Source organism: Pseudomonas sp. VE 267-6A (genome assembly GCF_024126555.1).
Classification (GTDB): domain Bacteria; phylum Pseudomonadota; class Gammaproteobacteria; order Pseudomonadales; family Pseudomonadaceae; genus Aquipseudomonas; species Aquipseudomonas palmensis.
In genome coordinates this window covers 287,353-312,035 of sequence record NZ_JAMYBY010000001.1, presented here as the reverse complement: position 1 = coordinate 312,035, position 24,683 = coordinate 287,353, and the positions used below count along the sequence as shown (strand labels likewise).

20 protein-coding genes are annotated in these 24,683 nt (G+C 64.6%); 13 read left to right on the top strand and 7 right to left on the bottom strand.

Features of this window, described 5'->3' with window-relative positions:
• The first annotated feature begins 35 nt into the window (after positions 1-35).
• From NJH59_RS01375 to gcvP, 5 genes are all read left to right on the top strand, one after another.
• On the top strand, positions 36-1,037 hold the full coding sequence (locus tag NJH59_RS01375) for an extracellular solute-binding protein (protein ID WP_253086256.1): 1,002 nt from the start codon (positions 36-38) through the stop codon (positions 1,035-1,037).
• A 130-nt stretch (positions 1,038-1,167) separates the two neighbouring features.
• Entirely contained in the window at positions 1,168-2,790 is a 1,623-nt protein-coding gene (locus tag NJH59_RS01370) for an iron ABC transporter permease (protein WP_253086255.1), read from the top strand.
• A 118-nt stretch (positions 2,791-2,908) separates the two neighbouring features.
• The gene (gene gcvT, locus NJH59_RS01365) at positions 2,909-3,991 is read left to right on the top strand and encodes a glycine cleavage system aminomethyltransferase GcvT (RefSeq protein ID WP_058541754.1); all 1,083 of its coding nucleotides are present in this window, start codon (positions 2,909-2,911) and stop codon (positions 3,989-3,991) included.
• Between the two features lie 45 nt (positions 3,992-4,036).
• Positions 4,037-4,420, top strand: coding sequence for a glycine cleavage system protein GcvH (gcvH, locus tag NJH59_RS01360; RefSeq protein ID WP_058541755.1), 384 nt, complete (start codon positions 4,037-4,039; stop codon positions 4,418-4,420).
• Between the two features lie 83 nt (positions 4,421-4,503).
• On the top strand, positions 4,504-7,377 hold the full coding sequence (gene gcvP, locus NJH59_RS01355; RefSeq protein ID WP_253086254.1) for an aminomethyl-transferring glycine dehydrogenase: 2,874 nt from the start codon (positions 4,504-4,506) through the stop codon (positions 7,375-7,377).
• Positions 7,378-7,439: 62 nt separating this feature from the next.
• On the opposite strand, the gene NJH59_RS01350 is transcribed toward gcvP, so the two are convergent.
• The 5 genes from NJH59_RS01350 to NJH59_RS01330 form a co-directional block, all read right to left on the bottom strand.
• Positions 7,440-7,754, bottom strand: a complete 315-nt coding sequence (locus NJH59_RS01350) for a DUF2388 domain-containing protein (protein ID WP_043863414.1) — start codon at positions 7,752-7,754, stop codon at positions 7,440-7,442.
• A 71-nt stretch (positions 7,755-7,825) separates the two neighbouring features.
• Positions 7,826-8,275, bottom strand: coding sequence for an NfeD family protein (locus NJH59_RS01345; RefSeq protein WP_054915507.1), 450 nt, complete (start codon positions 8,273-8,275; stop codon positions 7,826-7,828).
• Positions 8,276-8,277: 2 nt separating this feature from the next.
• A complete protein-coding gene (locus tag NJH59_RS01340; RefSeq protein WP_043863416.1) occupies positions 8,278-9,198 on the bottom strand; it encodes an SPFH domain-containing protein in 921 nt (306 codons plus the stop codon).
• Between the two features lie 83 nt (positions 9,199-9,281).
• A complete protein-coding gene (locus tag NJH59_RS01335) occupies positions 9,282-11,024 on the bottom strand; it encodes a GspE/PulE family protein (RefSeq protein ID WP_253086253.1) in 1,743 nt (580 codons plus the stop codon).
• A gap of 89 nt (positions 11,025-11,113) precedes the next feature.
• On the bottom strand, positions 11,114-11,455 hold the full coding sequence (locus NJH59_RS01330) for a hypothetical protein (protein ID WP_100634259.1): 342 nt from the start codon (positions 11,453-11,455) through the stop codon (positions 11,114-11,116).
• Between the two features lie 126 nt (positions 11,456-11,581).
• Between NJH59_RS01330 and NJH59_RS01325 the strand changes: the two genes are divergently transcribed.
• Positions 11,582-12,046: an Lrp/AsnC family transcriptional regulator gene (locus NJH59_RS01325; protein WP_043863419.1), complete on the top strand. Its 465-nt coding sequence runs from the start codon at positions 11,582-11,584 to the stop codon at positions 12,044-12,046.
• Positions 12,047-12,049: 3 nt separating this feature from the next.
• Here the strand turns inward: NJH59_RS01325 and NJH59_RS01320 are convergent, their stop codons facing one another.
• On the bottom strand, positions 12,050-13,417 hold the full coding sequence (locus tag NJH59_RS01320; RefSeq protein WP_054915510.1) for a CYTH domain-containing protein: 1,368 nt from the start codon (positions 13,415-13,417) through the stop codon (positions 12,050-12,052).
• 120 nt (positions 13,418-13,537) lie between these two features.
• Here NJH59_RS01320 and argE point away from each other — a divergent pair, with 120 nt between their 5' ends.
• Positions 13,538-14,695, top strand: a complete 1,158-nt coding sequence (gene argE, locus NJH59_RS01315; RefSeq protein WP_253086252.1) for an acetylornithine deacetylase — start codon at positions 13,538-13,540, stop codon at positions 14,693-14,695.
• A gap of 123 nt (positions 14,696-14,818) precedes the next feature.
• Positions 14,819-16,117: an amino-acid N-acetyltransferase gene (gene argA / locus NJH59_RS01310; protein ID WP_043863422.1), complete on the top strand. Its 1,299-nt coding sequence runs from the start codon at positions 14,819-14,821 to the stop codon at positions 16,115-16,117.
• Between the two features lie 75 nt (positions 16,118-16,192).
• Here argA and NJH59_RS01305 read toward each other — a convergent pair whose 3' ends face one another.
• Positions 16,193-17,569 (bottom strand): glutamine synthetase family protein, encoded by a 1,377-nt coding sequence (locus NJH59_RS01305; protein ID WP_043863423.1) that lies wholly within the window; start codon positions 17,567-17,569, stop codon positions 16,193-16,195.
• A 603-nt stretch (positions 17,570-18,172) separates the two neighbouring features.
• Here NJH59_RS01305 and NJH59_RS01300 point away from each other — a divergent pair.
• The 5 genes from NJH59_RS01300 (at position 18,173) to NJH59_RS01280 (ending at position 24,665) form a co-directional block, all read left to right on the top strand.
• Entirely contained in the window at positions 18,173-19,531 is a 1,359-nt protein-coding gene (locus NJH59_RS01300; protein WP_043863424.1) for a glutamine synthetase family protein, read from the top strand.
• A gap of 48 nt (positions 19,532-19,579) precedes the next feature.
• The gene (locus tag NJH59_RS01295; RefSeq protein ID WP_253086251.1) at positions 19,580-20,938 is read left to right on the top strand and encodes an aspartate aminotransferase family protein; all 1,359 of its coding nucleotides are present in this window, start codon (positions 19,580-19,582) and stop codon (positions 20,936-20,938) included.
• 169 nt (positions 20,939-21,107) lie between these two features.
• A complete protein-coding gene (locus NJH59_RS01290) occupies positions 21,108-22,205 on the top strand; it encodes a polyamine ABC transporter substrate-binding protein (RefSeq protein ID WP_043863426.1) in 1,098 nt (365 codons plus the stop codon).
• 164 nt (positions 22,206-22,369) lie between these two features.
• Positions 22,370-23,464: a polyamine ABC transporter substrate-binding protein gene (locus NJH59_RS01285; RefSeq protein ID WP_054915512.1), complete on the top strand. Its 1,095-nt coding sequence runs from the start codon at positions 22,370-22,372 to the stop codon at positions 23,462-23,464.
• Between the two features lie 58 nt (positions 23,465-23,522).
• Positions 23,523-24,665, top strand: coding sequence for a polyamine ABC transporter ATP-binding protein (locus tag NJH59_RS01280; protein ID WP_043863428.1), 1,143 nt, complete (start codon positions 23,523-23,525; stop codon positions 24,663-24,665).
• Positions 24,666-24,683: the final 18 nt, after the last annotated feature.

Here is a 24,683-nt window from a genome sequence, read left to right as displayed (position 1 = left end):
ATTTGCGCCTCTCCCGCATTCCGAGGACCGCCTTCATGTTGCCACGCAAGCATCTACTCGCCGCCCTGGCGCTCACCCTGCTGGGCGGTACCGTACAGGCGGCGGACGAGGTGGTGGTGTATTCCTCGCGCATCGACGAGCTGATCAAGCCGGTATTCGATGCCTACACCAAGGAAACCGGGGTCAAGGTCAAGTTCATCACCGACAAGGAAGCGCCGTTGATGCAGCGCATCAAGGCCGAGGGCAGCAACGCCACCGCCGACCTGCTGCTGACCGTGGATGCCGGCAACCTCTGGCAGGCCGAGCAGATGGGTATCCTGCAGCCGATCAAGTCGGCCGTGATCGACGCCAACATTCCCCCGCAGTATCGCGCTTCGTCCCATGACTGGACCGGCCTGAGCCTGCGCGCACGGACCATTGCCTACGCCACCGACCGGGTCAAGCCCGAGGAGCTGAGCACCTACGAGGCGCTGGCCGGCAAGGAATGGGAAGGGCGCTTGTGCCTGCGTACCGCCAAGAAGGTCTACAACCAGTCGCTGACCGCGACCCTGATCGAAACCCACGGCGCCGAGAAGACCGAAGAGATCCTCAAGGGCTGGGTGAACAACCTGTCCACCGACGTGTTCTCGGATGACGTGGCAGTGCTCAAGGCCATCGAGGCCGGGCAGTGCGACGTGGGCATCGTCAATACCTACTACTATGGCCGCCTGCACAAGGAGCAGCCGCAGCTGCCGATCAAGCTGTTCTGGCCCAACCAGGCCGACCGTGGTGTGCACGTCAACCTGTCGGGCATCGGCTTGACCCGGCACGCGCCGCACAAGGAGGCCGCGATCAAGCTGGTGGAGTGGATGACCGGGCCGCAGGCGCAGAAGATCTTCGCCGATGTGAACCAGGAGTTCCCGGCCAACCCCAAGGTGGAACCTTCGGCAGAAGTGGCGGCGTGGGGCAAGTTCAAGGCCGACAGCCTGCCGGTGGAAGTGGCGGGCAAGCGTCAGGCTGAAGCGATTCGCCTGATGGATCGGGCTGGCTGGAACTGAGCGCAAGACCTTATCCTTGCGGGGCCCTCCAGGGCCCCTTCGCCGGCAATGCCGGCTCCTACAGGTAATGCGCGACCCCTGTAGGAGCCGGCGTTGCCGGCGAATCTCACATTCGCTAGAGATCTCCCCCTTGGCCCACCCCGCCCAACGCCGCTGGTACCCCCTGGTCTTCACCGTCTGCGCGCTGGTGCTGCTGCCGCTGAGCGTGCTGGTGCTGTCGTGGCAGAGCATCGACCTGCAGATCTGGTCGCACCTGCTCGACACCCAGATGAGCCGCCTGTTGGGCAACACCCTGACCTTGATCCTCGGCGTGGGCGTCGGCGTCACCGTGCTGGGCGTGAGCCTGGCCTGGCTCACCAGCTTGTGCGAATTCCCCGGCCGACGCTGGCTCGACTGGGCATTGATGCTGCCCTTCGCCATCCCCGCCTATGTGCTGGCGTTCGTCTTCGTCGGTTTGCTGGACTTCTCCGGCCCGGTGCAAACCCTGCTGCGCGAATGGTTCGGCCCCATGCGCCTGCCGCGCGTGCGCTCCACCGGCGGGGTGATCATCGTGCTGGTGCTGGTGTTCTACCCCTATGTCTACCTGCTGGCACGTACCGCCTTCCTGGCCCAGGGCAAGGGCCTGATGGAAGCGGCGCGGGTGCTCGGGCAATCGCCGCTGCAAGCCTTCTGGCGCGTGGCCCTGCCCATGGCGCGGCCGGCGATCGGCGCGGGCGTGGCGCTGGCGCTGATGGAAACCCTGGCCGACTTCGGCGCGGTGGCCGTGTTCAACTTCGACACCTTCACCACCGCCATCTACAAGACCTGGTACGGCTTCTTCAGCCTCTCCAGCGCCGCCCAGCTCGCCAGCCTGTTGCTGCTGGCCGTCATGCTGGTGCTGTACGGCGAGCGCCGGGCCCGCGGTGCGGTACGCAGCAGCAACGAGCGGCCCCGGGTGGCGGCGCTGTACCACCTGCACGGGGTCAAGGCGCTGGCTGCCAGCAGCTGGTGCCTGCTGGTGTTCGCCTGCGCGTTCGTTATCCCGGTGCTGCAGTTGCTGGTGTGGTTCTGGCAGCGCGGGCGTTTCGACCTCGACGAGCGCTATGGCGCGCTCATCCTGCATACCCTGTACCTGGGCGCCATGGCTGCGCTGATCACCGTGGCGGTGGCACTGCTGCTGGCGTTTGCCCGACGTCAGGCCCCCACCCGTGTGGTGCGCGCCGGGGTCAGCCTGGCCAACCTGGGCTACGCCTTGCCCGGCTCGGTATTGGCGGTGTCGATCATGCTGGCCTTCAGTTACCTCGACAACCAGCTGGTGGTGCCGCTTTCGAGCTGGCTTGGCGGTGCCGGCCGGCCGCTGCTGATGGGCAGCCTGGCGGCACTACTGCTGGCCTATCTGGTGCGCTTCATCGCCGTGGCCTACGGCCCCTTGGAAAACAGCCTGGGGCGCATCCGGCCCTCGCTGCCGGAGGCCTCGCGCAGCCTCGGGGTCAGCGGCCCGCGATTGTTTTTCAAGGTGTATCTCCCGCTGCTGGTGCCGGGTGCGCTGAGCGCGGCGCTGCTGGTGTTCGTCGATGTGCTCAAGGAGATGCCCGCCACCCTGCTGATGCGCCCGTTCGGTTGGGACACCCTGGCGGTGCGGGTATTCGAGATGACCAGCGAGGGCGAGTGGTCGCGTGCCTCGCTGCCGGCGTTGACGCTGGTGCTGGTGGGGCTGCTGCCGGTCATCGGTTTGATAAGGCGTTCGGCGCGTCACCCGGGTCAGAGTCACTGAGGGTGTAAGGCTGCGCCCTTGCGGCTACAATGCGCGGCATTCGCTGCGGCCGATCAGCACCGGGTAGCTGAAACGCTGCCCTCAGCCGCAGCCTCGCCACGCCCGGAAGGAGAAACCCATGGGACAGCGTACGCCTCTTTATGACCTGCACCTGGCGCTTGGCGCCAAGATGGTCGATTTTGGCGGTTGGGACATGCCCCTGCATTACGGCTCGCAAGTCGAGGAGCACCACCAGGTGCGCCGCGACTGCGGGGTCTTCGATGTCTCGCACCTCACCGTGATCGATGTGCACGGCGCCCAGGCCACGCCCTGGCTGCGCTGGTTGCTGGCCAACGATGTGGCCAGCCCGAATGCCCACGGCAAGGCCCTGTACAGCACCCTGCTCAACGAACAGGGCGGGGTGATCGACGACCTGCTGGTCTACCGCACCGACGACGGCTACCGACTGGTGGCCAACGCCGCCACCCGCGACAAGGACCTGGCCTGGCTGCAGGCCCATATCGGCGACTACGACGTGCAGGTGCGCGAGCGTCCCGAACTGTCGATCTTCGCTGTGCAGGGCCCGCATGCGCGGGACAAGTTGGCCGAACTGGTGAGCAGTGACCGTGCGGCGCTGATTCGTGAACTGGCCCCCTTCGAAGGCCGCAGCAGTCGCGACTGGTTCATCTCGCGTACCGGCTACACCGGCGAAGACGGCCTGGAGATCACCCTGCCGGCAGAGCAGGCCCCGGCGTTCTTCAACGACCTGGTCGGCGCCGGTATTGCCCCCAGCGGGCTGGGCGCGCGCGATACCTTGCGCCTGGAAGCGGGCATGACGCTGTACGGACAGGACATCGACGAGGCACACTCGCCACTGACCTCCAACCTGGCCCACAACATCGCCCTGGAACCGGCCGACCGCGACTTCATCGGACGCCGTGCGCTGGAGGCCGAACAGGCCGCAGGCGTGCAGCTGAAACTGGTCGGCCTGGTGCTCGAGGAACGCGGTGTACTGCGTGCGCATCAGGTGGTGCGAATCGCACAGATTGGCGAAGGGGAGATCACCAGTGGTAGTTTCTCTCCTACGCTGAGCAAGGCGATTGCCCTGGCCCGCGTGCCGGTGGCTACCGCCGACCGCGCCGAGGTGGAAATTCGCGGCAAGTGGTACCCGGTACGGGTGGTCAAGCCGACCTTCGTGCGCCAGGGCAAGATCCTGATCTGAATTCATTCCGGCGGGCCGACCGCTGACCTGTTGAGGAAAGACACTATGAGCAATATCCCCGCCGACCTGCGTTTTGCCGAGAGCCACGAGTGGGCCAGGCTGGAAGCCGACGGTACCGTCACCGTGGGCATCAGCGACCACGCCCAGGAAGCCCTGGGCGACGTGGTATTCGTCGAACTGGCCGAGGTCGGCAAGGTGTTCGCGGCCAAGGACGCCGCCGGGGTGGTGGAGTCGGTGAAAGCCGCTTCGGATATCTACGCGCCGGTCAGCGGCGAAGTGATCGCGGTCAACGAAGACCTCAGCGACAGCCCTGAGAGCCTGAACAACGATCCTTACGCCAGCTGGATCTTCAAGCTCAAGCCGTCCAACCCGGCAGAGCTGGAGCAGTTGCTGGACGCTGCCGGCTACAAGGCCGCCATCGGCGAGTAGTTTTTCCCGCACGAACGGCAATCCCTTCCTAGACTCAATAAGCCTCGACCCCTCGAGGCTTGGTCTTGGAAGAGAGAGCCGCTATGTCCCAGTCGCCGTCCCTGAGCCAACTGCACGATCCCAACCCGTTCCTGCGTCGTCATCTTGGCCCGGATGCGGCCGAGCAGCAGGCAATGTTGCAGGCCCTGGGCCTGAGCAGTCGCAGTGAACTGATTGAGCAGACCGTCCCGCCGGGCATTCGCCTGAACCGCCCGCTGGAACTGCCCCCGGCGCTTGATGAACAGGCCGCCCTGGCAAAACTGCGCGGTTACGCCGAGCAGAACCAGGTGTGGACCAGCCTGATCGGCATGGGGTACCACGCTACCCTGACGCCCACGGTGATCCTGCGCAACGTGCTGGAGAACCCCGGCTGGTACACCGCCTATACGCCGTATCAGCCGGAGATCGCCCAGGGTCGCCTGGAGGCGCTGCTCAATTACCAGCAGATGGTCATCGACCTGACCGGGCTGGACCTGGCCAATGCCTCGCTGCTCGACGAAGCGACGGCCGCTGCCGAAGCCATGGCTCTGGCACGGCGCATGGCCAAGTCGCGCAGCAATGCGTTCTTCGTCGATGAACATTGCCACCCGCAGACCCTGTCCGTACTGCAGACCCGCGCCGAGGGCTTCGGCTTCGAGCTGATCGTCGATGGGCTGGACAACCTGGACAAGCACCGGGTGTTCGGCGCGCTGCTGCAATACCCCAACACCCACGGCGGGGTGCACGACCTGCGCCCGGCCATCGAGCAGCTGCATGCCCAGCAGGCGCTGGCCTGCGTCGCCGCCGATCTGCTGAGCCTGGTGCTGTTGACCCCGCCGGGCGAGCAGGGCGCCGACGTGGTGCTCGGCTCGACCCAGCGCTTTGGCGTGCCCATGGGCTACGGCGGCCCGCACGCGGCCTACTTTGCCTGCCGCGACGACTTCAAGCGCGCCATGCCTGGGCGCATCATCGGCGTTTCCAAGGACGCGCGCGGCAACCTGGCGCTGCGCATGGCCCTGCAGACCCGCGAACAGCACATCCGCCGCGAGAAGGCCAACTCCAACATCTGCACCGCGCAGGTGCTGCTGGCCAACATCGCCGGGTTCTATGCCGTGTACCACGGGCCCGAAGGGCTCAGGCGCATCGCCCAGCGGGTGCACCGGCTCACGGTGATCCTGGCTGCCGGCCTGCAAGCCAAGGGGCTCAAGCGCTTGAACGAGCACTTCTTCGACACCCTGACCCTGGACGTCGGCGGCAGCCAGACCGCGATCATCCATAGCGCCGAGGCCGCGCAGATCAACCTGCGCATCCTGGGCCGCGGGCACCTGGGCGTAAGCCTGGATGAAACCTGCGACGAGGCCACGGTGCTGCGCCTGTTCGGCATCTTCCTGGGCGCCGACCATGGGTTGTGCGTGGCCGAGCTGGATGCCCAGGCGCAGCACAGCGGCATCCCCGACGCCTTGCAGCGCCAGTCGGCGTTTCTGACGCACCCGGTGTTCAACCTGCACCGCAGCGAAACCGAGATGCTGCGTTACCTCAAGCAGCTGGAGAACAAGGACCTGGCCCTCAACCAGTCGATGATCCCGCTGGGCTCGTGCACCATGAAGCTCAACGCCAGCAGCGAGATGATCCCCATCACCTGGCCGGCCTTCGCCAACCTGCACCCGTTCGCGCCGCTCACCCAGGCCCAAGGCTATACCGCGATGATCGACGAGCTGGAGCGCTGGCTGTGCGCGATCACCGGTTTCGATGCCATCTGCATGCAACCCAACTCCGGTGCCCAGGGTGAATACGCGGGGCTGCTGGCGATCAGCAAGTACCACCGCAGCCGCCAGCAGGGTCAGCGCGATATCTGCCTGATCCCGGCCTCGGCGCACGGCACCAACCCGGCGTCTGCGCAGATGGCCGGGATGCAGGTGGTGATCGTGGAATGCGATGTGGCGGGCAACGTCGACCTGGCCGACCTCAAGGCCAAGGCCCAGGCGGCAGGTGAGCGCCTGGCCTGCCTGATGGCCACCTACCCGTCGACCCACGGCGTGTACGAGGAAGGCATCAGTGAGATCTGCGAAGTTATCCACAGCCACGGTGGCCAGGTGTACATGGATGGCGCCAACCTCAATGCCCAGGTCGGGTTGGCGCGGCCGGCGGACATCGGTGCCGATGTATCGCACATGAACCTGCACAAGACCTTCTGCATTCCCCATGGCGGTGGCGGGCCGGGCATGGGCCCGATCGGCGTGCGTGCACACCTGGCACCGTTCGTGGCCAGCCATCCGGTGGTGCCGGTGCCCGGCCCCGACCCGCAGAACACTGCGGTCAGTGCGGCGCCCTGGGGCAGTGCGAGCATCCTGCCGATCAGCTGGATGTACATCGCCATGATGGGGCCGCAACTGGCCGATGCCAGCGAGGTGGCGATCCTGTCGGCCAATTATCTGGCCCAGCAGTTGGGCGGGGCGTTCCCGGTGCTGTACCGCGGGCGCAATGGGCGGGTGGCGCATGAGTGCATCCTCGACCTGCGGCCCTTGAAGACGCTGACCGCCATCACCGAAGAGGATGTGGCCAAGCGCCTGATGGACTACGGGTTCCATGCGCCGACCATGTCGTTCCCGGTGCCGGGCACCTTGATGGTGGAGCCGACCGAGAGCGAGTCCAAGGCCGAGCTGGACCGCTTCGTGGAGGCGATGCTGAAGATTCGGGCCGAGATTGCAGAGGTGCAGAACGGCAACTGGCCAGCCGAGGACAACCCGCTCAAGCGGGCGCCGCATACCTTGGCGGATGTGCTGGGGGTGTGGGAACGACCTTACTCAATCGAACAGGGTGTTGCTCCGAGCCACCATGCGCGGCTGCACAAGTACTGGCCGGCGGTGAACCGGGTGGACAACGTGTACGGGGACCGCAACCTGTTCTGTGCGTGTGTGCCGGTGGAGGATTATCGCTGAGGCCAGGGCCTCGTGGCCGACAAGGCTGGCTCCTGTAGGAGCCGGCATTGCCGGCGAGGTGATTACTCGGTCACGGCATTCTGCGCCAGGATCGCATTGGCCAGCTCCATGTCGCTGACCTGCAGCCCTGGCTGCTCGGCACGCACACGCTGCATGGCAGCCTCAAGATACGGCCCGCTGATCTGGCCGTTGCTGGCCACATAGCTGCTGGCATCTTCCTGCGCCGCCACCACCAGCTTGTGGTCCTTGAAGGTCAGGTAGGTGGAGCCGGTGGTGGCACCGGACGAAATCACATCACGCCAGAAGCCATCAGCCATCGCCGAGCCAACCGGCAGCGACAACAAGGCAAGGGTGGCAACCGCAAGTTTGACGCGCATGGGGCTTACTCCAGTGTGGGGGCTATTATGGTGCGTTGGATCGTGATTTCCCCAGGCAAGTTCCCCAGGGCCTACGGTGCGGGGCCAACCTGCAGTATCGCGCCGTCCTGCGACAGCACTTGCACCGGGGTGCCCACCGGCAGGTCCGGCCCGCGGACCATCCACACCCCGTCGCCGACCTTGATCTTGCCGCGACCGCCCACGATGGCCTCCTGCACCACGAAGGTCCGGCCGATCAGTTCCTGGCCGCGCATGTTCAGCCCCGGCGCATCGCTGGGGCTGGCATTGCTGCGCTGACGGTGCCACCAGAACACTGCGGTGAATACCGACAGCAGGCCGAACAGCAGGAACTGCAAGGTCCACGGCAGCTGCGGGACGACGAAGGTAATCACGCCCACGCCCGCCGCCGCCACCCCGATCCACAGCAGGTAGCCGCCGGCGCCGAACACCTCCAGGATCAGCAGCAGCGTACCGAGCGCCAGCCAGTCCCAGAACGACAGGTGTTGCAGGTAGTCCCACATGCTCAGCCCTTCTTGCCGTCGAAGGTGGCCCGCACGATCTCGCCGATGCCGCCGACGGCGCCGATCACCTGGCTGGCTTCCAGCGGCATCAGCACCACCTTGCTGTTGTTGGCCGAGGCCAGCTTGCCCAGCGCGTCGACGTATTTCTGCGCCACGAAGTAGTTGATGGCCTGCACATTGCCGTTGGCGATGGCCTCGGACACCACCTGGGTGGCGCGGGCTTCGGCTTCGGCCTGGCGCTCGCGGGCCTCCGATTCCAGGAAGGCCGCCTGACGCTCACCCTCGGCCTCGAGGATCTGCGCCTGTTTCTTGCCTTCGGCGGTGAGGATGGCAGCCGCCCGCAGGCCCTCGGCTTCGAGGATCTGCGCACGCTTGACCCGCTCGGCTTTCATCTGCCCGGACATGGCGGCCATCAGGTCGGCCGGCGGGCTGATGTCCTTGATCTCGATACGGGTGATCTTGATGCCCCACGGTGCGGTGGCTTCATCCACGGTGCGCAGCAGGCGCTCGTTGATGGCGTCGCGCTGGCTGAGCATGGCGTCCAGTTCCATGGAGCCGAGCACGGTACGGATGTTGGTCTGCAGCAGGTTGCGGGTGGCGTGCTCGAGGTTGTTGACCTCGTAGGCGGCCTGCGCCGTGTTGACCACCTGGAAGAAGCACACCGCATCGATCTGCACGGTGGCGTTGTCGGCGGTGATGACTTCCTGCGGCGGGATGTCCAGCACGCTTTCCATCATGTTGATCTTGCGCCCGATGCGGTCCATCACCGGCACGATGATGTTGAGGCCCGGCTTGAGGGTGGTGGTGTAGCGGCCAAAGCGTTCCACGGTCCACTGGAAACCCTGCGGCACCACCTTGAACCCCATGAACACCAGCGCCAGGGCCAGGCCCACGAACAACAGCATTACCATTCCGATTTGCATGACGTTTCCTTGGTCAGCAGGACTGAAAGTGCGCAAGCTTGGCATGTGGTCAGCTGTGCAGGCCAGCGCCGGATCATTTCATTTCATGCAGTAACGCGAATCACTTCTGTCAGTGTAGTCAGCCCTGCGGCGACTTTTTGCGCGCCGCTGGTGCGCAGGCTGCCCAGCCCCTCGGCCCGGGCCTGGCGGCGCAGGTTTGCCAGGTCGACGTCGCCCGACAGCTGCTCGCGCAGGCGTGGGCTCACAGGCAGCAGCTCGAACAGGCCGGTGCGGCCCCGGTAGCCGGTGTACCGGCAATCGCGGCAGCCTTCAGCCTGGCAGGTAGCGGTGGGCAGCGGCGCCTGCGGGTCGAGTTCGCGCCAGTGCGCCATGTCGAGCGGCTGCGCCACCTTGCACGCCGGGCACAGCGTGCGCACCAGACGCTGGGCCAGCACGCCGACCAGCGTGGCACGGATCAGGTACGGCGCGATGCCCAGTTCCAGCAGGCGCCCGACGGCGCCGCAGGCATCGTTGGTGTGCAGGGTCGAGAGCACCAGGTGGCCGGTGAGCGCGGCCTGGATCGCCACCTGCGCGGTGTCGGCATCGCGGATCTCGCCGATCATGATGATGTCCGGGTCCTGGCGCAGCAGCGCACGCACACCGTTGGCAAAGCCCAGGTCGATGCCGGGCTGCACCTGCATCTGGTTGAAGGCCGGCTCGAGCTGTTCGATCGGGTCTTCGAGGGTGCACAGGTTGACCTGTGGCGTGGCCAGTTGCTTGAGGGTGGCGTACAGGGTGCTGGTCTTGCCCGAGCCGGTCGGCCCGGTCACCAGGATGATGCCGTGGGGCTGGCGCAGCATCGCCTGCCAGTGCTGCAGCGCCTCGCCGTCCAGGCCCAGCTGGGTGAAGCCCTGGTGCAGCAGGTGCGGGTCGAAGATACGCAGTACCAGTTTCTCGCCGAACGCGGTGGGCAGGGTGGCCAGGCGCAGCTCGACCTCGGCGCCGGCGGCCGAGCGGGCCTTGATGCGGCCATCCTGCGGGCGGCGCTTTTCCGCGACGTTCATGCGCCCCAGGCTCTTGAGCCGGCTGACCACCGCCAGGGTCACTGCCGGCGGGAACTGGTAGGCCGGGTGCAGCAGGCCGTCGATGCGCAGGCGCAGGTGGCCCTGGTCGCGGCGCGGCTCGATGTGGATATCGCTGGCGCGCTGCTCGAAGGCGTACTGCAACAGCCAGTCGACGATGCCGACGATGTGCGTCTCGTTGGCATCGACGTCGCCTGCGCTGTTGCCCAGGTCAAGCAGTGCCTCGAGGCTGGCGCCGTCGGGCCCGGGAACGGCCTGCTGGCTGGCACCACTGACCGAGTGGGCCAGGCGAAACACCGCCTGGCTCAGCTCACGGATCTGCACCGGGCTGGCCAGCACCCGCTGCACCCTGCGTTGCAGCACCTGCCCAAGGTCGCGCTCCCAGCTGCGTACGTAGGGCTGGGCGCTGGCGACGGTCACCGTGTGGGCATCCACCGCGATGGCCAGAATCTGGTGACGCCGCGCGAATGCGGCCGACATCAGCCCGCCGAGGCTGGCTGCCTGCAGTGCCAGGGGGTCGATGCGCACATGGCGCTGGCCGGCCTGGCGGCCCAGCCATTCGCCCAGGGCATCGAGGTCCAGGGTATGGCCGGGGCGTTGCAGGTCGTTCAGGCCGCGTCGGGCGATGCGCTCCAGCGGATGTGTGGGTTCATTGGCGGCCTGCGGCCAGGGGCGCGCACAGGCGGGGCTGATGCGTTGCTGGGCGAGCAGTTCGGCGAGCAGGGTGTCGAGGTCGAGCCAGCGATCGGGCGGCGTGGCAGGCATGGGGCTTCCTTGCGAAGGTCGGACGGCCAGCCAAGGCTAGCTGCCAGCGGACCACAGGGCCTGTCGCAAGGGTTGCCGGATTTTTCTGTTCAGCGTACGTGCTGCAACGGCATGCGCGAGGCCGCCAGGGGTTCGACGCTGACCTGGGCGACACAGATCAGGTTGCGCATTTTCTGTGCAATCAGTTCGGCGCGGTGCCAGCTCAGCCCGGCTACGCCGATCTCCAGGTTCAACAGGTCGTCCTGCTGCTGCATCTGTACCTGGTGCGGGGTGAGGAACTGCAGGGCAAACAGGTTGAGCACGCGGCACAGGCTGTCCGGCTCGGCTTCCACCTGCAGGCTGTAGCGCACGCTGCTGTGCACAGCATTGGCGGCCCAGACATCGCTGCGCAGCGGGGTGACGGGGCTGTCCAGCCGTTCGTGGGCGTTCATGGGAAATCTCCGGTTTCGATGGAGGAATTTTTACATCTTCAACCGGGTATTTTTTCTCTATGATCGAGCGATCTGCGTAATCTGCGCATTGTTCGATTCATTAATGGCGCCTTGAGGGGATAAAACATGCAAAGCCAACTGGACGCCTACGACCGACGTATCCTGGCTCTGCTGCAGGAGGATGCGTCGCTGTCCAGCGCACAGATTGCCGAACGGGTCGGCCTGTCGCAGTCGCCGTGCTGGCGGCGGATCCAGCGGCTCAAGGAGGAGGGGGTGATTCGCGGGCAGGTGACCCTGCTCGATCGCAAGAAGATCGGCCTGAACACGCAGATTTTCGCCGAGGTCAAACTCAACGCCCACGGGCGGACCAACTTCGCCGAATTCACCGAGGCGATCCGCGAGTTTCCCGAGGTGCTGGAATGCTATGTGCTGATGGGCGCAGTGGACTTCCTGCTGCGCATCGTCACCCCGGACATCGAAGCCTACGAACGGTTCTTCTTCGAAAAGCTGTCGATGGTGCCGGGGATCCAGGAGGTCAACTCGATCGTGGCCTTGTCCGAAATCAAGTCCACGACCAGCTTGCCGGTGTAGCCGTCACTTGCGCAGCAGGTGCTTCCAGCCGCGGCTCTGGAACACCGCCATGGCCTGATGCACACGGGCTTCGAGCACGTCGTCGCTGATTGGCAGGCTGGCCAGTTCGTGCAGCTTGTTCAGCTCGCCGAACAGGCGGTCCAGGTCGGGGCTTTCCAGCACCTGGCGGGCATGGTGCAGCCAGGCCAGCAGGCGCTCGATGCGCGGCAGCTGTTCGGCCAGGTCTTCAGGCTGGCGGTGGTACAGCGGCAGTTGCAGCGCGTTGGCTTCGTCCGACAGCAGCACCTTGAGCCAGTTGCCCAGTTGCGCAGCGCCCTGGCGGTCGCCACGTTTGTTGCGCTCGACGGTCCAGCCACGGGCCAGCAGCCAGCGCGAGGTGTCCAGCGAGAACTGGCCCCAGCGGGTGTCGAGCAGTTCTTCGGCGAACTGCTCGGGCGCCGCGCGGCGCACGTCTTCGTCGTCGTTGCCGGCCAGCACCAGCGGGCGCCAGTCCTCGAGCAGGGCGTCGAGGCTGGCACGCAGGGCGCTGGTGGTCGGGCGTGGCGCGGCCTGGCCCAGGCTGCCGAGCAGGGCGCGCAGTTCGGCCAGGCTCTGGACCCAGTCCTGCAGCAGGCGCCAGTGTCCGTTGAACAGGTACTGCTCGGCCAGGCGCTGGCTGCTGCCCAGCAGGTGCCAGGCCAGTGCCGCGAAGGCATCGTCCAGCGGCATCTCGGCGTTCAGTTCAGCAGGCGGCAGGCTCACGGCGAAGCTCGAGGGGTCGAGCAGGCGGTAGCCGCGTTCGGCCTTGCTGATGTCGCACGGCATCAGCGGCAGGCTGGCGGCCAGCTCGGCGGCCAGTTCCAGCAGTGCGGCCGGGTCGCCTTCACGCAGTTCCAGCTCCAGCTCGCAGATGGCTTCCTTCTGCTTGCCGGCCACTACATGGCCCAGGTCCAGCGCAGCCTCGATGACCACCTTGGCCTTGCCACGGCCCCAGGCGATTTCGGCGTACTCGCGGGTGAAGTCGGTGCTGAACAGCGGCTTGATGGTTTTCTTGTCCAGGTCGGCCAGCTCGGCCGGCCATACCTGCTCGTCGAGCTTCTTGAGGTCGAGCTTGGCCTTGGGCAGCTGCCATTCGTGCTCGTTGCGTACCGACAGCCCGGCGGTGCTGTGGCCACGGGCCTTGAGGGTCTGGATCACCACGTCGCCGTCACGGCGCAGGCGCAGGGCCACCTTGGCCGCGGCCAGGTCGCGTTCTGGGGTATCGAAATATTGATTGAGCAGCTCGCGCTGCTGCCAGCCGGACTTGTTGCGCTTCTTCAGCAACGGGTGTTCGCGCAGGGCAGCGAGGGTCTCGCGGCTGACCCGCAGTTTGAGTTCGGTTTCTTTGTTCATTGCTGGCAGGCTCGATGACTGGGTGCGTCTTGGCCGTGCAGTGTACAGGAGTCGGCCGCTGACGGTTTATTCCAGGTGCCCGATAGCCCTATGATGGGCCTCGTACCGAGGAGAATGCGCATGCCTTTGCCGCCGCTCAAAGACCAGTTCGCCGCCCTGATCGCCACGCCGTCGGTCAGTTGCACCCAGCCGAGCCTGGACCAGTCCAACCGCGCGGTGATCGACCTGCTGGCCACCTGGCTGGGTGACCTGGGTTTTGCCTGCGAGCTGCAGGAGGTGACGCCGGGCAAGTTCAACCTGCTGGCCAGCTACGGCAGCGGCCCCGGTGGCCTGGTGCTGGCCGGGCACAGCGACACGGTGCCCTATGACCCGCAGCTGTGGCAGACCGATCCGCTCAAGCTGACCGAGGTGGACGGGCGCTGGGTGGGCCTTGGCAGTTGCGACATGAAGGGCTTCTTCGCCCTGGTGATCGAGGCGGTACGCCCGCTGCTCGAGCAGCCGTTCAGGCAGCCGCTGCTGATCCTGGCCACCTGCGACGAGGAAAGTTCGATGTCTGGCGCCCGCGCACTGGCCGACGCCGGCCGCCCGCTGGGCCGTGCAGCGGTGATCGGCGAGCCGACCGGGCTGCGCCCGATCCGCCTGCACAAGGGGGTGATGATGGAGCGCATCGATATCCTCGGGCGCAGCGGTCATTCGTCCGACCCGAGCCTGGGCCACAGCGCCTCGGAGGCGATGCATGCGGTGATGGGCGAGCTGATGGGCCTGCGCCGGCAATGGCAGCAGCAGTACAGCAACGCCCAGTTCAGCGTGCCGCAGCCGACCATGAACTTCGGCTGCATCCACGGCGGCGACAACCCCAACCGTATCTGCGGGCAGTGCGCCCTGGAATTCGACCTGCGCCCACTGCCGGGGATGGACCCGGAAGTGCTGCGTGCTGCGATCCGCAGCAAGCTGGCGCCGCTGGCCGAACAGCACCAGGTGCAGATCGACTACGCGCCGCTGTTTCCCGAGGTGCCGCCGTTCGAGCAGGCCGCCGACGCCGAACTGGTGCGCGTGGCCGAGCGTCTTACCGGGCATACGGCCGAGGCGGTGGCCTTTGGTACCGAGGCGCCTTATCTTCAACGTCTGGGCTGTGAAACCCTGGTGCTGGGCCCCGGCGACATCAGCTGTGCCCACCAGCCGGGCGAGTACCTCGAAATGTCACGCCTGGAGCCTACCGTGCGTCTATTGCGTGAGTTGATCGGGCATTATTGCCTCAACCCGGTAATTGCCCGCTGATTTCAACCGTTTTTACCCAAGGAGAATGCGCGTGACGCCAGACCTGTTGCGACGATAACCCTTCGAGCGCTGTGTGCTTTTCCGTTCTTGTCCTTTTTCCACAGGTTTCTACAGGCTCTGGTTATGCCCGAATACGTCAATTGGCTGCGTCATGCTTCGCCTTACATCAATGCCCACCGCGACTGCACCTTTGTGGTCATGCTGCCCGGTGACGGGGTCGAGCACCCCAACTTCGGCAATATCGTCCACGACCTGGTGCTGCTGCACAGCCTGGGCGTGCGCCTGGTGCTGGTGCACGGTTCGCGCCCGCAGATCGAAAGCCGCCTGGCCGCCCGCGGCCTGAGCGCGCACTATCATCACGGCCTGCGCATCACCGATGCGGCCACCCTGGAATGCGTGATCGACGCGGTCGGCCACCTGCGCATCGCCATCGAGGCGCGCCTGTCGATGGACATGGCCGCGTCGCCGATGCAGGGTTCGCGCCTGCGCGTGGCCGCCGGCAACCTGGTCACGGCGCGCCCCATCGGCGTGCTCGAAGGCGTCGATTATCACCACACCGGCGAGGTGCGCCGGGTCGATCGCAAGGGCATCAATCGCCTGCTCGACGAACGCTCCATCGTGCTGCTGTCGCCGCTGGGCTATTCGCCCACCGGCGAGATCTTCAACCTGGCCTGCGAAGACGTCGCCACCCGTGCGGCCATCGAGCTGGGGGCCGACAAGCTGCTGCTGTTCGGCGCCGAGCGCGGACTGATGGATGAGAGCGGCAGGCTGGTGCGTGAGCTGCGCCCGCAGCAGGTGCCGGCGCATCTGCAGCGCCTGGGCTCGGACTATCAGGGCGAGCTGCTGGACGCGGCCGCCGAAGCCTGCCGTGGCGGTGTGGCGCGCAGCCACATCGTCAGCTATGCCGAGGACGGTGCGCTGCTCACCGAGCTGTTCACCCGTGACGGTGGCGGCACGCTGGTGGCTCAGGAACAGTTCGAGAAGGTGCGCGAGGCGGCCATCGAGGATGTCGGCGGCCTGCTGGACCTGATCAGCCCGCTGGAAGAGCAGGGCATCCTGGTGCGGCGTTCGCGCGAGGTGCTGGAGCGCGAGATCGAGCAGTTCAGTGTGGTGGAGCGCGAGGGGATGATCATTGCCTGCGCGGCGCTGTACCCGATCGCCGATTCGGAGGCGGGCGAGTTGGCGTGCCTGGCGGTGAACCCGGAATACCGGCATGGCGGGCGTGGCGACGAGTTGCTGGAGCGCATCGAGACACGGGCGCGGGAGATGGGCTTGAAGACCTTGTTCGTGCTGACGACGCGCACGGCGCACTGGTTCCGCGAACGCGGCTTCGTGCCCAGCGAGGTGGAGCGGCTGCCTGCGGCGCGGGCTTCGCTGTACAACTACCAGCGCAATTCGAAGATCTTCGAGAAGGCGCTTTAAGGGCTTCGCCGGCAAGGCCGGCTCCTACACGGTCACATCGACCCTGTAGGAGCCGGCCTTGCCGGCGAATGGACCTTACACGGTGTGCAGGTACCAGTTGTACTCAAGGTCGGAGATGGAGTGTTCGAACTCCTCCAGCTCGCTTTCCTTGCAGGCCACGAAGATATCGATGTACTTCGGATCGATGTACTTGGCCATGATCTCGCTGTCGTCCAGCTCGCGCAGTGCATCACGCAGGTTGTTCGGCAGGCTCTGCTCGTTCTGCTCGTAGGAGTTGCCCACCATCGCCGGGCCCGGTTCGACCTTGTTGGTCAGACCGTGGTGCACGCCCGCCAGTACGGCTGCCATCAGCAGGTACGGGTTGGCGTCGGCACCGGCCACACGGTGCTCCAGGCGCACGGCGTCCGGCGTGCCGGTCGGTACGCGCAAGGCCACGGTACGGTTGTCCAGGCCCCAGGTCGGGGAGTTGGGCACGTAGAACTGGGCACCAAAACGGCGGTACGAGTTGACGTTCGGGCACAGGAACGCCATCGACGCCGGCAGGGTCTCGAGCACACCGCCGATCGCGTGACGCAATGCGGCGTTCTGCTCGGGATCCTCGCTGGTAAAGATGTTCTTGCCATCCTTGTCCAGCACCGAGATATGCACGTGCAGACCATTGCCCGCCTGGCCAGGGTACGGCTTGGCCATGAAGGTGGTGTCCATCTCATGGTCGTAGGCGATGTTCTTGATCAGACGCTTGAGCAATACCGCGTAGTCGCAGGCCTTGATCGGGTCGGCCACGTGGTGCAGGTTCACTTCGAACTGCGCCGGGGCACTTTCCTTGACGATGGCGTCAGCCGGGATGCCTTGTTCCTTGGCACCTTCCAGAATGTCCTGCAGGCAGTCGACGTACTCGTCGAGGTCGTCGATCAGGTACACCTGGGTGGAGATCGGACGCTTGCCCGAGATCGGCGAGCGCGGCGGCTGTGGACGGCCGTTCACGTTCTCCTGGTCGATCAGGTAGAACTCCAGCTCGAACGCGGCGCAGATGGTCAGGCCCAGGTCGTCGAACTTGCTCACCACCTGGCGCAGCACTTCACGCGGGTCGGCGAAGAACGGCTCGCCCTCGAGCTCGTGCATGGTCATCAGCAACTGCGCGGTGGGGCGCTTCTGCCAGGGCTCGTTGGAGAGGGTACCGGGGATGGGATAGCAGATACGGTCGGCATCGCCGATGTCCAGGCCCAGGCCGGTGCTTTCGACGGTGGAACCGTTGATGTCCAGGGCGAAGAGGGAGGCCGGCAGGTTGATGCCTTTCTCGTAAACCTTGTGCAGGCTCGTGCGTTCGATGCGCTTGCCACGCACCACACCATTCATATCTGCAATCAGAAGGTCAACGTAGAGAACCTCAGGATGTTCCTTAAGGAACGCGTTCGCTTCGTTAAGCTGAACGGCACGCGGGGGTACCGACATGATGCAACACCTTTGTTGTTAAAAATATCAATCAATGGGGGCTTGCAGGTTCAGTCAACGCGAAAGCCCTGCTGAAGTCAAGCCAGCCCCATCATGCCCTAAAACGGCGCTGAAGCGGCATTTTTGCTGCAAATGAGGGCGTCGACAAGGCCTGCTTTGGTAGCGAGACAGCGACTTTGAGCGGGCCGTATTCTATTTTTTACAGGGGTGTTGTGTAAAAAAATGAACAAGGCTAAGCTCGGTTGCAACCCATAACAGCAATAATACCGGGGGTTACATGTCTCGCCAGCCGACAATCGGCGTCACCGGCCGCACCGCGCGGATCGGTCTGCACGCCCGCCGCACCCACGGCAGATACCGCGTGGCCGTGCACCGCCACCTGGCCGCAATAATTGACGGCCTGGGCTGCATGCCCGGTATCGCACCCTCTTCTGTAATCGACTGCCACCACTATAGCCGGCCAGGCGGCCCAGCGGGTATTGCCCTGCGCGTTCGCCCCGTGGCAGGTGCTTTGCTTTAGCGTCGTGCGGCATCCAGAATGAGCAGGACGGCCCAGCCTGGGCGTCCTGACGTCAGTCCAGACATTTACCTCCTGAGGTATTTATGAGTAACAACCTCGACCAGCTCACCGATTGGTTGAAAGAGCACAAGATCACCGAAGTCGAGTGTCTGATCAGCGACCTCACCGGTATCACGCGCGGCAAGATCTCCCCCACCAACAAGTTCATTGCCGAAAAGGGCATGCGCCTGCCCGAAAGTGTGCTGTTGCAGACGGTGACCGGCGACTACGTCGACGATGACATCTATTACGAGCTGCTCGATCCGGCCGACATCGACATGATCTGCCGCCCCGACGAGAACGCGGTATTCCTGGTGCCATGGGCCATCGAGCCCACCGCGCAGGTGATCCACGACACCTACGACAAGCAGGGCAACCCGGTCGAGCTGTCGCCGCGCAACGTGCTCAAGAAGGTCTTGAAGCTCTACGCCGACAAAGGCTGGCAGCCGATCGTGGCGCCGGAGATGGAGTTCTACCTGACCAAGCGCTGCGAGGACCCGGACTTCCCGCTGCAGCCGCCCATCGGTCGCTCCGGTCGCCCCGAAACCGGTCGCCAGTCGTTCTCCATCGAGGCCGCCAACGAATTCGACCCGCTGTTCGAGGACGTCTACGACTGGTGCGAACTGCAGCACCTGGACCTGGACACGCTGATCCACGAGGACGGCACCGCGCAGATGGAAATCAACTTCCGTCACGGCAACGCGCTGTCGCTGGCCGACCAGATCCTGGTGTTCAAGCGCACCATGCGCGAGGCCGCGCTCAAGCACAACGTCGCCGCCACCTTCATGGCCAAGCCCATGACCGGCGAGCCGGGCAGTGCGATGCACCTGCACCAGAGCATCATCGACGTGAACACCGGCAAGAACATCTTCTCCAACGAAGACGGCAGCATGAGCCAGCTGTTCCTGCACCACGTTGGTGGCCTGCAGAAGTTCATCCCGTCGGTGCTGCCGCTGTTTGCCCCCAACGTCAACTCGTTCCGCCGCTTCCTGCCCGACACCTCGGCGCCGGTGAACGTGGAGTGGGGCGAGGAGAACCGCACCGTGGGCCTGCGCGTGCCGGATGCCGGCCCGCAGAACCGTCGTGTGGAAAACCGCCTGCCCGGCGCCGACGCCAACCCTTACCTGGCGATTGCCGCCAGCCTGTTGTGCGGCTACATCGGCATGGTCGAAGGCATCAACCCCAGCGCGCCGGTCAAGGGCCGCGGTTACGAGCGGCGCAACCTGCGCCTGCCGCTGACCATCGAGGACGCCCTTGAACGCATGGAGAACTGCAGCGCGCTGGAGCCGTACCTGGGCAAGAAATTCATCGCAGGCTACGTCGCCACCAAACGCGCCGAGCATGAAAATTTCAAACGCGTGATCAGCTCCTGGGAACGCGAGTTCCTGCTGTTCGCGGTCTGATAAACCCCGGGGCCGCAGGAGCGCGGCCGTCAGTCATCGGAGAAGCACATGAGCGTCAAGAACCCGCAAACCCGCGAGTGGCAAGACCTGAGTCGTGATCATCACCTGGCGCCGTTCAGCGACTACAAGCAGCTGAAGGAAAAAGGCCCGCGGATCATCACCAAGGCCAAGGGCGTGCACCTGTGGGACAGCGAGGGCAACAAGATCCTCGACGGCATGGCCGGGCTGTGGTGCGTGGCCGTCGGCTACGGCCGTGAAGAACTGGCCGAGGCGGCAGCCAGCCAGATGCGCGAGCTGCCGTACTACAACCTGTTCTTCCAGACCGCCCACCCGCCGGCGCTGGAGCTGGCCCGGGCGATCACCGAGGTGGCCCCTGCGGGCATGAGCCATGTGTTCTTCACCGGCTCCGGCTCCGAAGGCAACGACACCAACCTGCGCATGGTCCGCCATTACTGGACGCTCAAGGGCAAGCCGCAGAAGCAGGTGATCATCGGTCGGGTCAACGGCTATCACGGCTCCACCGTGGCCGGCGCTGCCCTGGGCGGCATGAGCGGCATGCACGAGCAGGGCGGTACGCTGCCGGGCATCGTGCATATTGCGCAGCCGTACTGGTTCGGCGAAGGCGGCGACATGACCCCGGACGCGTTCGGCGTATGGGCCGCCGAGCAACTGGAGAAGAAGATCCTCGAAGTCGGCGAAGACAACGTGGCCGCCTTTATCGCCGAGCCGATCCAGGGTGCTGGCGGGGTGATCATCCCACCAGAAACCTACTGGCCGAAGATCAAGGAAATCCTCGCCAAGTACGAAATCCTGTTCATTGCCGATGAGGTGATCTGCGGTTTCGGTCGTACCGGCCAGTGGTTCGGTACCGACTACTACGGCCTCAAGCCCGACCTGATGACCATCGCCAAGGGCCTGACTTCGGGCTACATCCCCATGGGCGGCGTGATCGTGCGTGACGAAGTGGCGGCCGTGCTCAGCGAGGGCGGCGACTTCAACCATGGCTTCACCTACAGCGGCCACCCGGTGGCGGCAGCGGTGGCCCTGGAAAACCTGCGGATCCTGCGCGACGAGAAAATCATCGAGCGCGTTCAGGCAGAAACGGCACCGTATTTGCAGAAACGTCTGCGTGAGCTGAACGATCATCCGCTGGTGGGCGAGGTCCGTGGCCTGGGCATGCTCGGCGCGATCGAGCTGGTCAAGGACAAGGCGACCCGCACCCGTTACGAGGGCAAGGGCGTGGGCATGATCTGCCGCCAGTTCTGCTTCGACAACGGGCTGATCATGCGCGCCGTGGGCGACACCATGATCATCGCGCCGCCGCTGGTCATCACCTGCGAGGAGATCGACGAGCTGGTGGAAAAGGCACGCAAATGCCTGGACCTGACGCTCGAAGCGTTGAAGTGAGCAGGTGCTAGGCTCAGCCTTGGGTTGAATGGCGATCTGCGGCGCACTCTGGTTGAAACCGCGCCGTGGATCTTGCCAGACTAGCGACTGTTTCAGTCGCCCAGCGCTTGCGCCGAACGAGTCGGTCGCTGAACAGATGGTTTCTATAAAAAATTCTGGAGCATTACGCATGAAGAAAATGGGCAAGACGCTGTTGGCCGCTACCCTCGCGGGGTTGATGGCCGGTGCTGTTCAGGCGGACGACAAGGTGCTGCACGTCTACAACTGGTCCGACTACATTGCGCCGGACACCATCGCCAAGTTCGAGAAACAGTCGGGCATCAAGGTGGTCTACGACGTGTTCGACAGCAACGAAACCCTGGAAGCCAAGTTGCTGGCCGGCAAGTCGGGCTACGACGTGGTGGTACCGTCCAACAACTTCCTGGCCAAGCAGATCAAGGCCGGTGTGTACCAGGAGCTGGACAAGTCCAAGCTGCCGAACTGGAAGAACCTCGACGAAGACCTGCTCAAGGCCGTGGGCGATGCCAGTGACCAGGGCAACAAGCATGCCTTCCCGTACATGTGGGGCAGCATCGGCATCGGCTACAACCCCGAGAAGGTCAAGGCCGCGCTGGGCGTCGACAAGATCGACTCGTGGGACGTGGTGTTCAAGCCGGAAAACATCGCCAAGCTCAAGAGCTGCGGCGTGAGTTTCCTCGACGCACCGACCGAAATGATCCCGGCGGCCCTGCATTACCTGGGCAAGCCGACCAACAGCAAGGACAAGGCAGACCTGAAGGCCGCCGAAGACCTGTTCCTGAGCATTCGCCCATCGGTGGCGTACTTCCATTCCTCCAAGTACATCTCGGACCTGGCCAACGGCAACATCTGCGTGGCCGTGGGTTACTCGGGTGACCTGGAGCAGTCCAAGGCCCGTGCCCACGAAGCGGGCGACAAGGTCAAGCTGGCCTACAGCATTCCGAAAGAAGGCGCCGGCACCTTCTATGACATGGTCGCGATTCCCAAGGACGCCACCAATGTCGAAGCAGCCTACAAGTTCATGGACTTCCTGATGCAGCCGGAAGTCATGGCCGAGATCACCAACGCCGTGCGCTTCCCGAACGGCAACAAGGCAGCCACCGCTCTGGTGGACAAGGACATCTCCGGCGACCCGAGCATCTACCCGTCGGATGAAGTGAAGAAGCACCTGTACGCGATCAGCGACCTGGATGCAGGCACCCTGCGCCTGATCACCCGCAGCTGGACCAAGATCAAATCGGGCAAATAAATCCGGTTTTTCCCGTCAGGCACTGAAAAACAGTGCCTGAACGGGGCTCGAGGGCAAATTCTTTTTGCTCGATGGGTGTATCGAAGGTAAGTTGCGCGCCGGTTTGCCGGTACCGCAGGCGTATCTGCCAAACGACTCGGGCACTTTTGTAGAGGACCTCCCACTTGTCTACTTCACATTTTCGCAAGGCCGTCCTGGCCACAGCGAGCCTGACGCTGGCGATCAGTGTCCAGGCGGCGCCCACGGTGCATATCTACAACTGGTCGGACTACATCGGCCAGACCACCCTTGCGGACTTCGAAAAGGAGACCGGCATCAAGCCGGTGCAGGACGTCTTCGATTCCAACGAAACCCTGGAAGGCAAGCTGCTGGCCGGTCGCACCGGCTATGACGTGGTGGTGCCGTCCAACCATTTCCTCGGCAAGCAGATCAAGGCGGGCGCGTTCCAGAAGCTCGACAAGACGCTGCTGCCCAACTATTCCAATCTCGACCCGGCCCTGATGAAGCGCCTGGAGAAGAACGACCCGGGCAACCAGTACGCGGTCCCCTACCTGTGGGGCACCAATGGCATCGGCTACAACGTCGAGAAGGTCAAGGCCGCGCTGGGAATCGACACCATCGATTCATGGGCCGTGCTGTTCGAGCCGGAAAACATCAAGAAGCTCTCCAAGTGCGGCGTGGCGTTCCTCGACTCGGCCGACGAGATGCTGCCGGCGGTGCTCAACTACATGGGCCGCGACCCCAACAGCACCAACCCCAAGGACTACGCCGACGCCGAGAAGAAGCTGCTGGCCATACGGCCCTACGTGACCTACTTCCACTCGTCCAAGTACATCTCGGACCTGGCCAACGGCGACATCTGCGTGGCCGCCGGCTTCTCCGGCGACGTGTTCCAGGCCAAGTCCCGCGCCGAAGAGGCGGGCAAGGGCGTGGAAATCGCCTACGCGATCCCCAAGGAAGGCGGCAACCTCTGGTTCGACATGCTGGCGATTCCCAAGGACGCCAAGAACGTCAAAGAGGCCCACGCCTTCATCAACTATCTGCTCAAGCCTGAGGTCATCGCCCAGGTCAGCGATTACGTCGGTTACGCCAACCCGAACCCCAAGGCTGGCGAACTCATGGACCAGAGCGTGCGAACCGACGCAGCGGTTTACCCACCGCAAGAGGTGCTGGACAAGTTGTACGTCAACTCAGAGTTACCCCCCAAAGTGCAACGTTTGATGACCCGAAGCTGGACCAAGATCAAGTCGGGCAAGTAACTATCCAGGGCCCGTCACGGCAGGGGCGGGCACCAAAATCTTGTTGGGAGTTTCACACATGGCAGTTGCCTCCGGTGCCTATAAGAAAGCCCTAGAAGGCGATCAGCAACCTAAACAGGTGCTGGTCAAGATCGACCGGGTTACAAAGAAGTTCGACGAAACCGTAGCGGTGGACGATGTGTCCCTGGAGATCAAGAAGGGCGAGATCTTCGCGCTGCTCGGTGGCTCCGGCTCGGGCAAGTCCACCTTGCTGCGCATGCTGGCAGGGTTCGAGCGTCCGACCGAAGGGCGGATCTTCCTCGATGGCGTGGACATCACCGATATGCCGCCCTACGAGCGGCCGATCAACATGATGTTCCAGTCCTACGCGCTGTTCCCGCACATGAGCGTGGCCGACAACATCGCCTTCGGCCTCAAGCAGGACCGCATGAGCAAGGACGAGATCGAGGCGCGGGTGGCCGAGATGCTCAAGCTGGTGCACATGACCCAGTACGCCAAGCGCAAGCCGCACCAGCTCTCCGGTGGCCAGCGTCAGCGTGTGGCCCTGGCCCGTTCGCTGGCCAAGCGGCCCAAGCTGCTGCTGCTCGATGAGCCGATGGGCGCGCTGGACAAGAAACTGCGTTCGCAGATGCAGCTGGAACTGGTGGAGATCATCGAGCGCGTGGGCGTGACCTGCGTGATGGTGACCCACGACCAGGAAGAGGCCATGACCATGGCCCAGCGCATCGCGATCATGCACCTGGGCTGGATTGCCCAGATCGGCAGCCCCATCGATATCTACGAAACCCCCACCAGCCGCCTGGTGTGCGAGTTCATCGGCAACGTCAACCTGTTCGAAGGCGAAGTGGTCGAGGACGCCGAGGGCCACGCGCTGATCGCCAGCCCCGAGCTCGAGCGCAAGATCTACGTGGGCCACGGTGTGACCACCTCGGTCGAAGACAAGCGCATCACCTATGCGCTGCGGCCGGAAAAACTGCTGGTGACCACCGAGCAGCCGAGCTTCGAGTTCAACTGGTCCCACGGCAAGGTGCACGACATCGCCTACCTGGGTGGCCATTCGGTGTTCTACGTGGAGCTGCCAGGCGGCAAGATCGTGCAGTCGTTCGTCGCCAACGCCGAGCGCCAGGGCACCCGGCCGACCTGGGATGACCAGGTCTACGTGTGGTGGGAAGACGACAGCGGCGTGGTCCTGCGGTCATGACAGCGCGCAAGCTCAAGC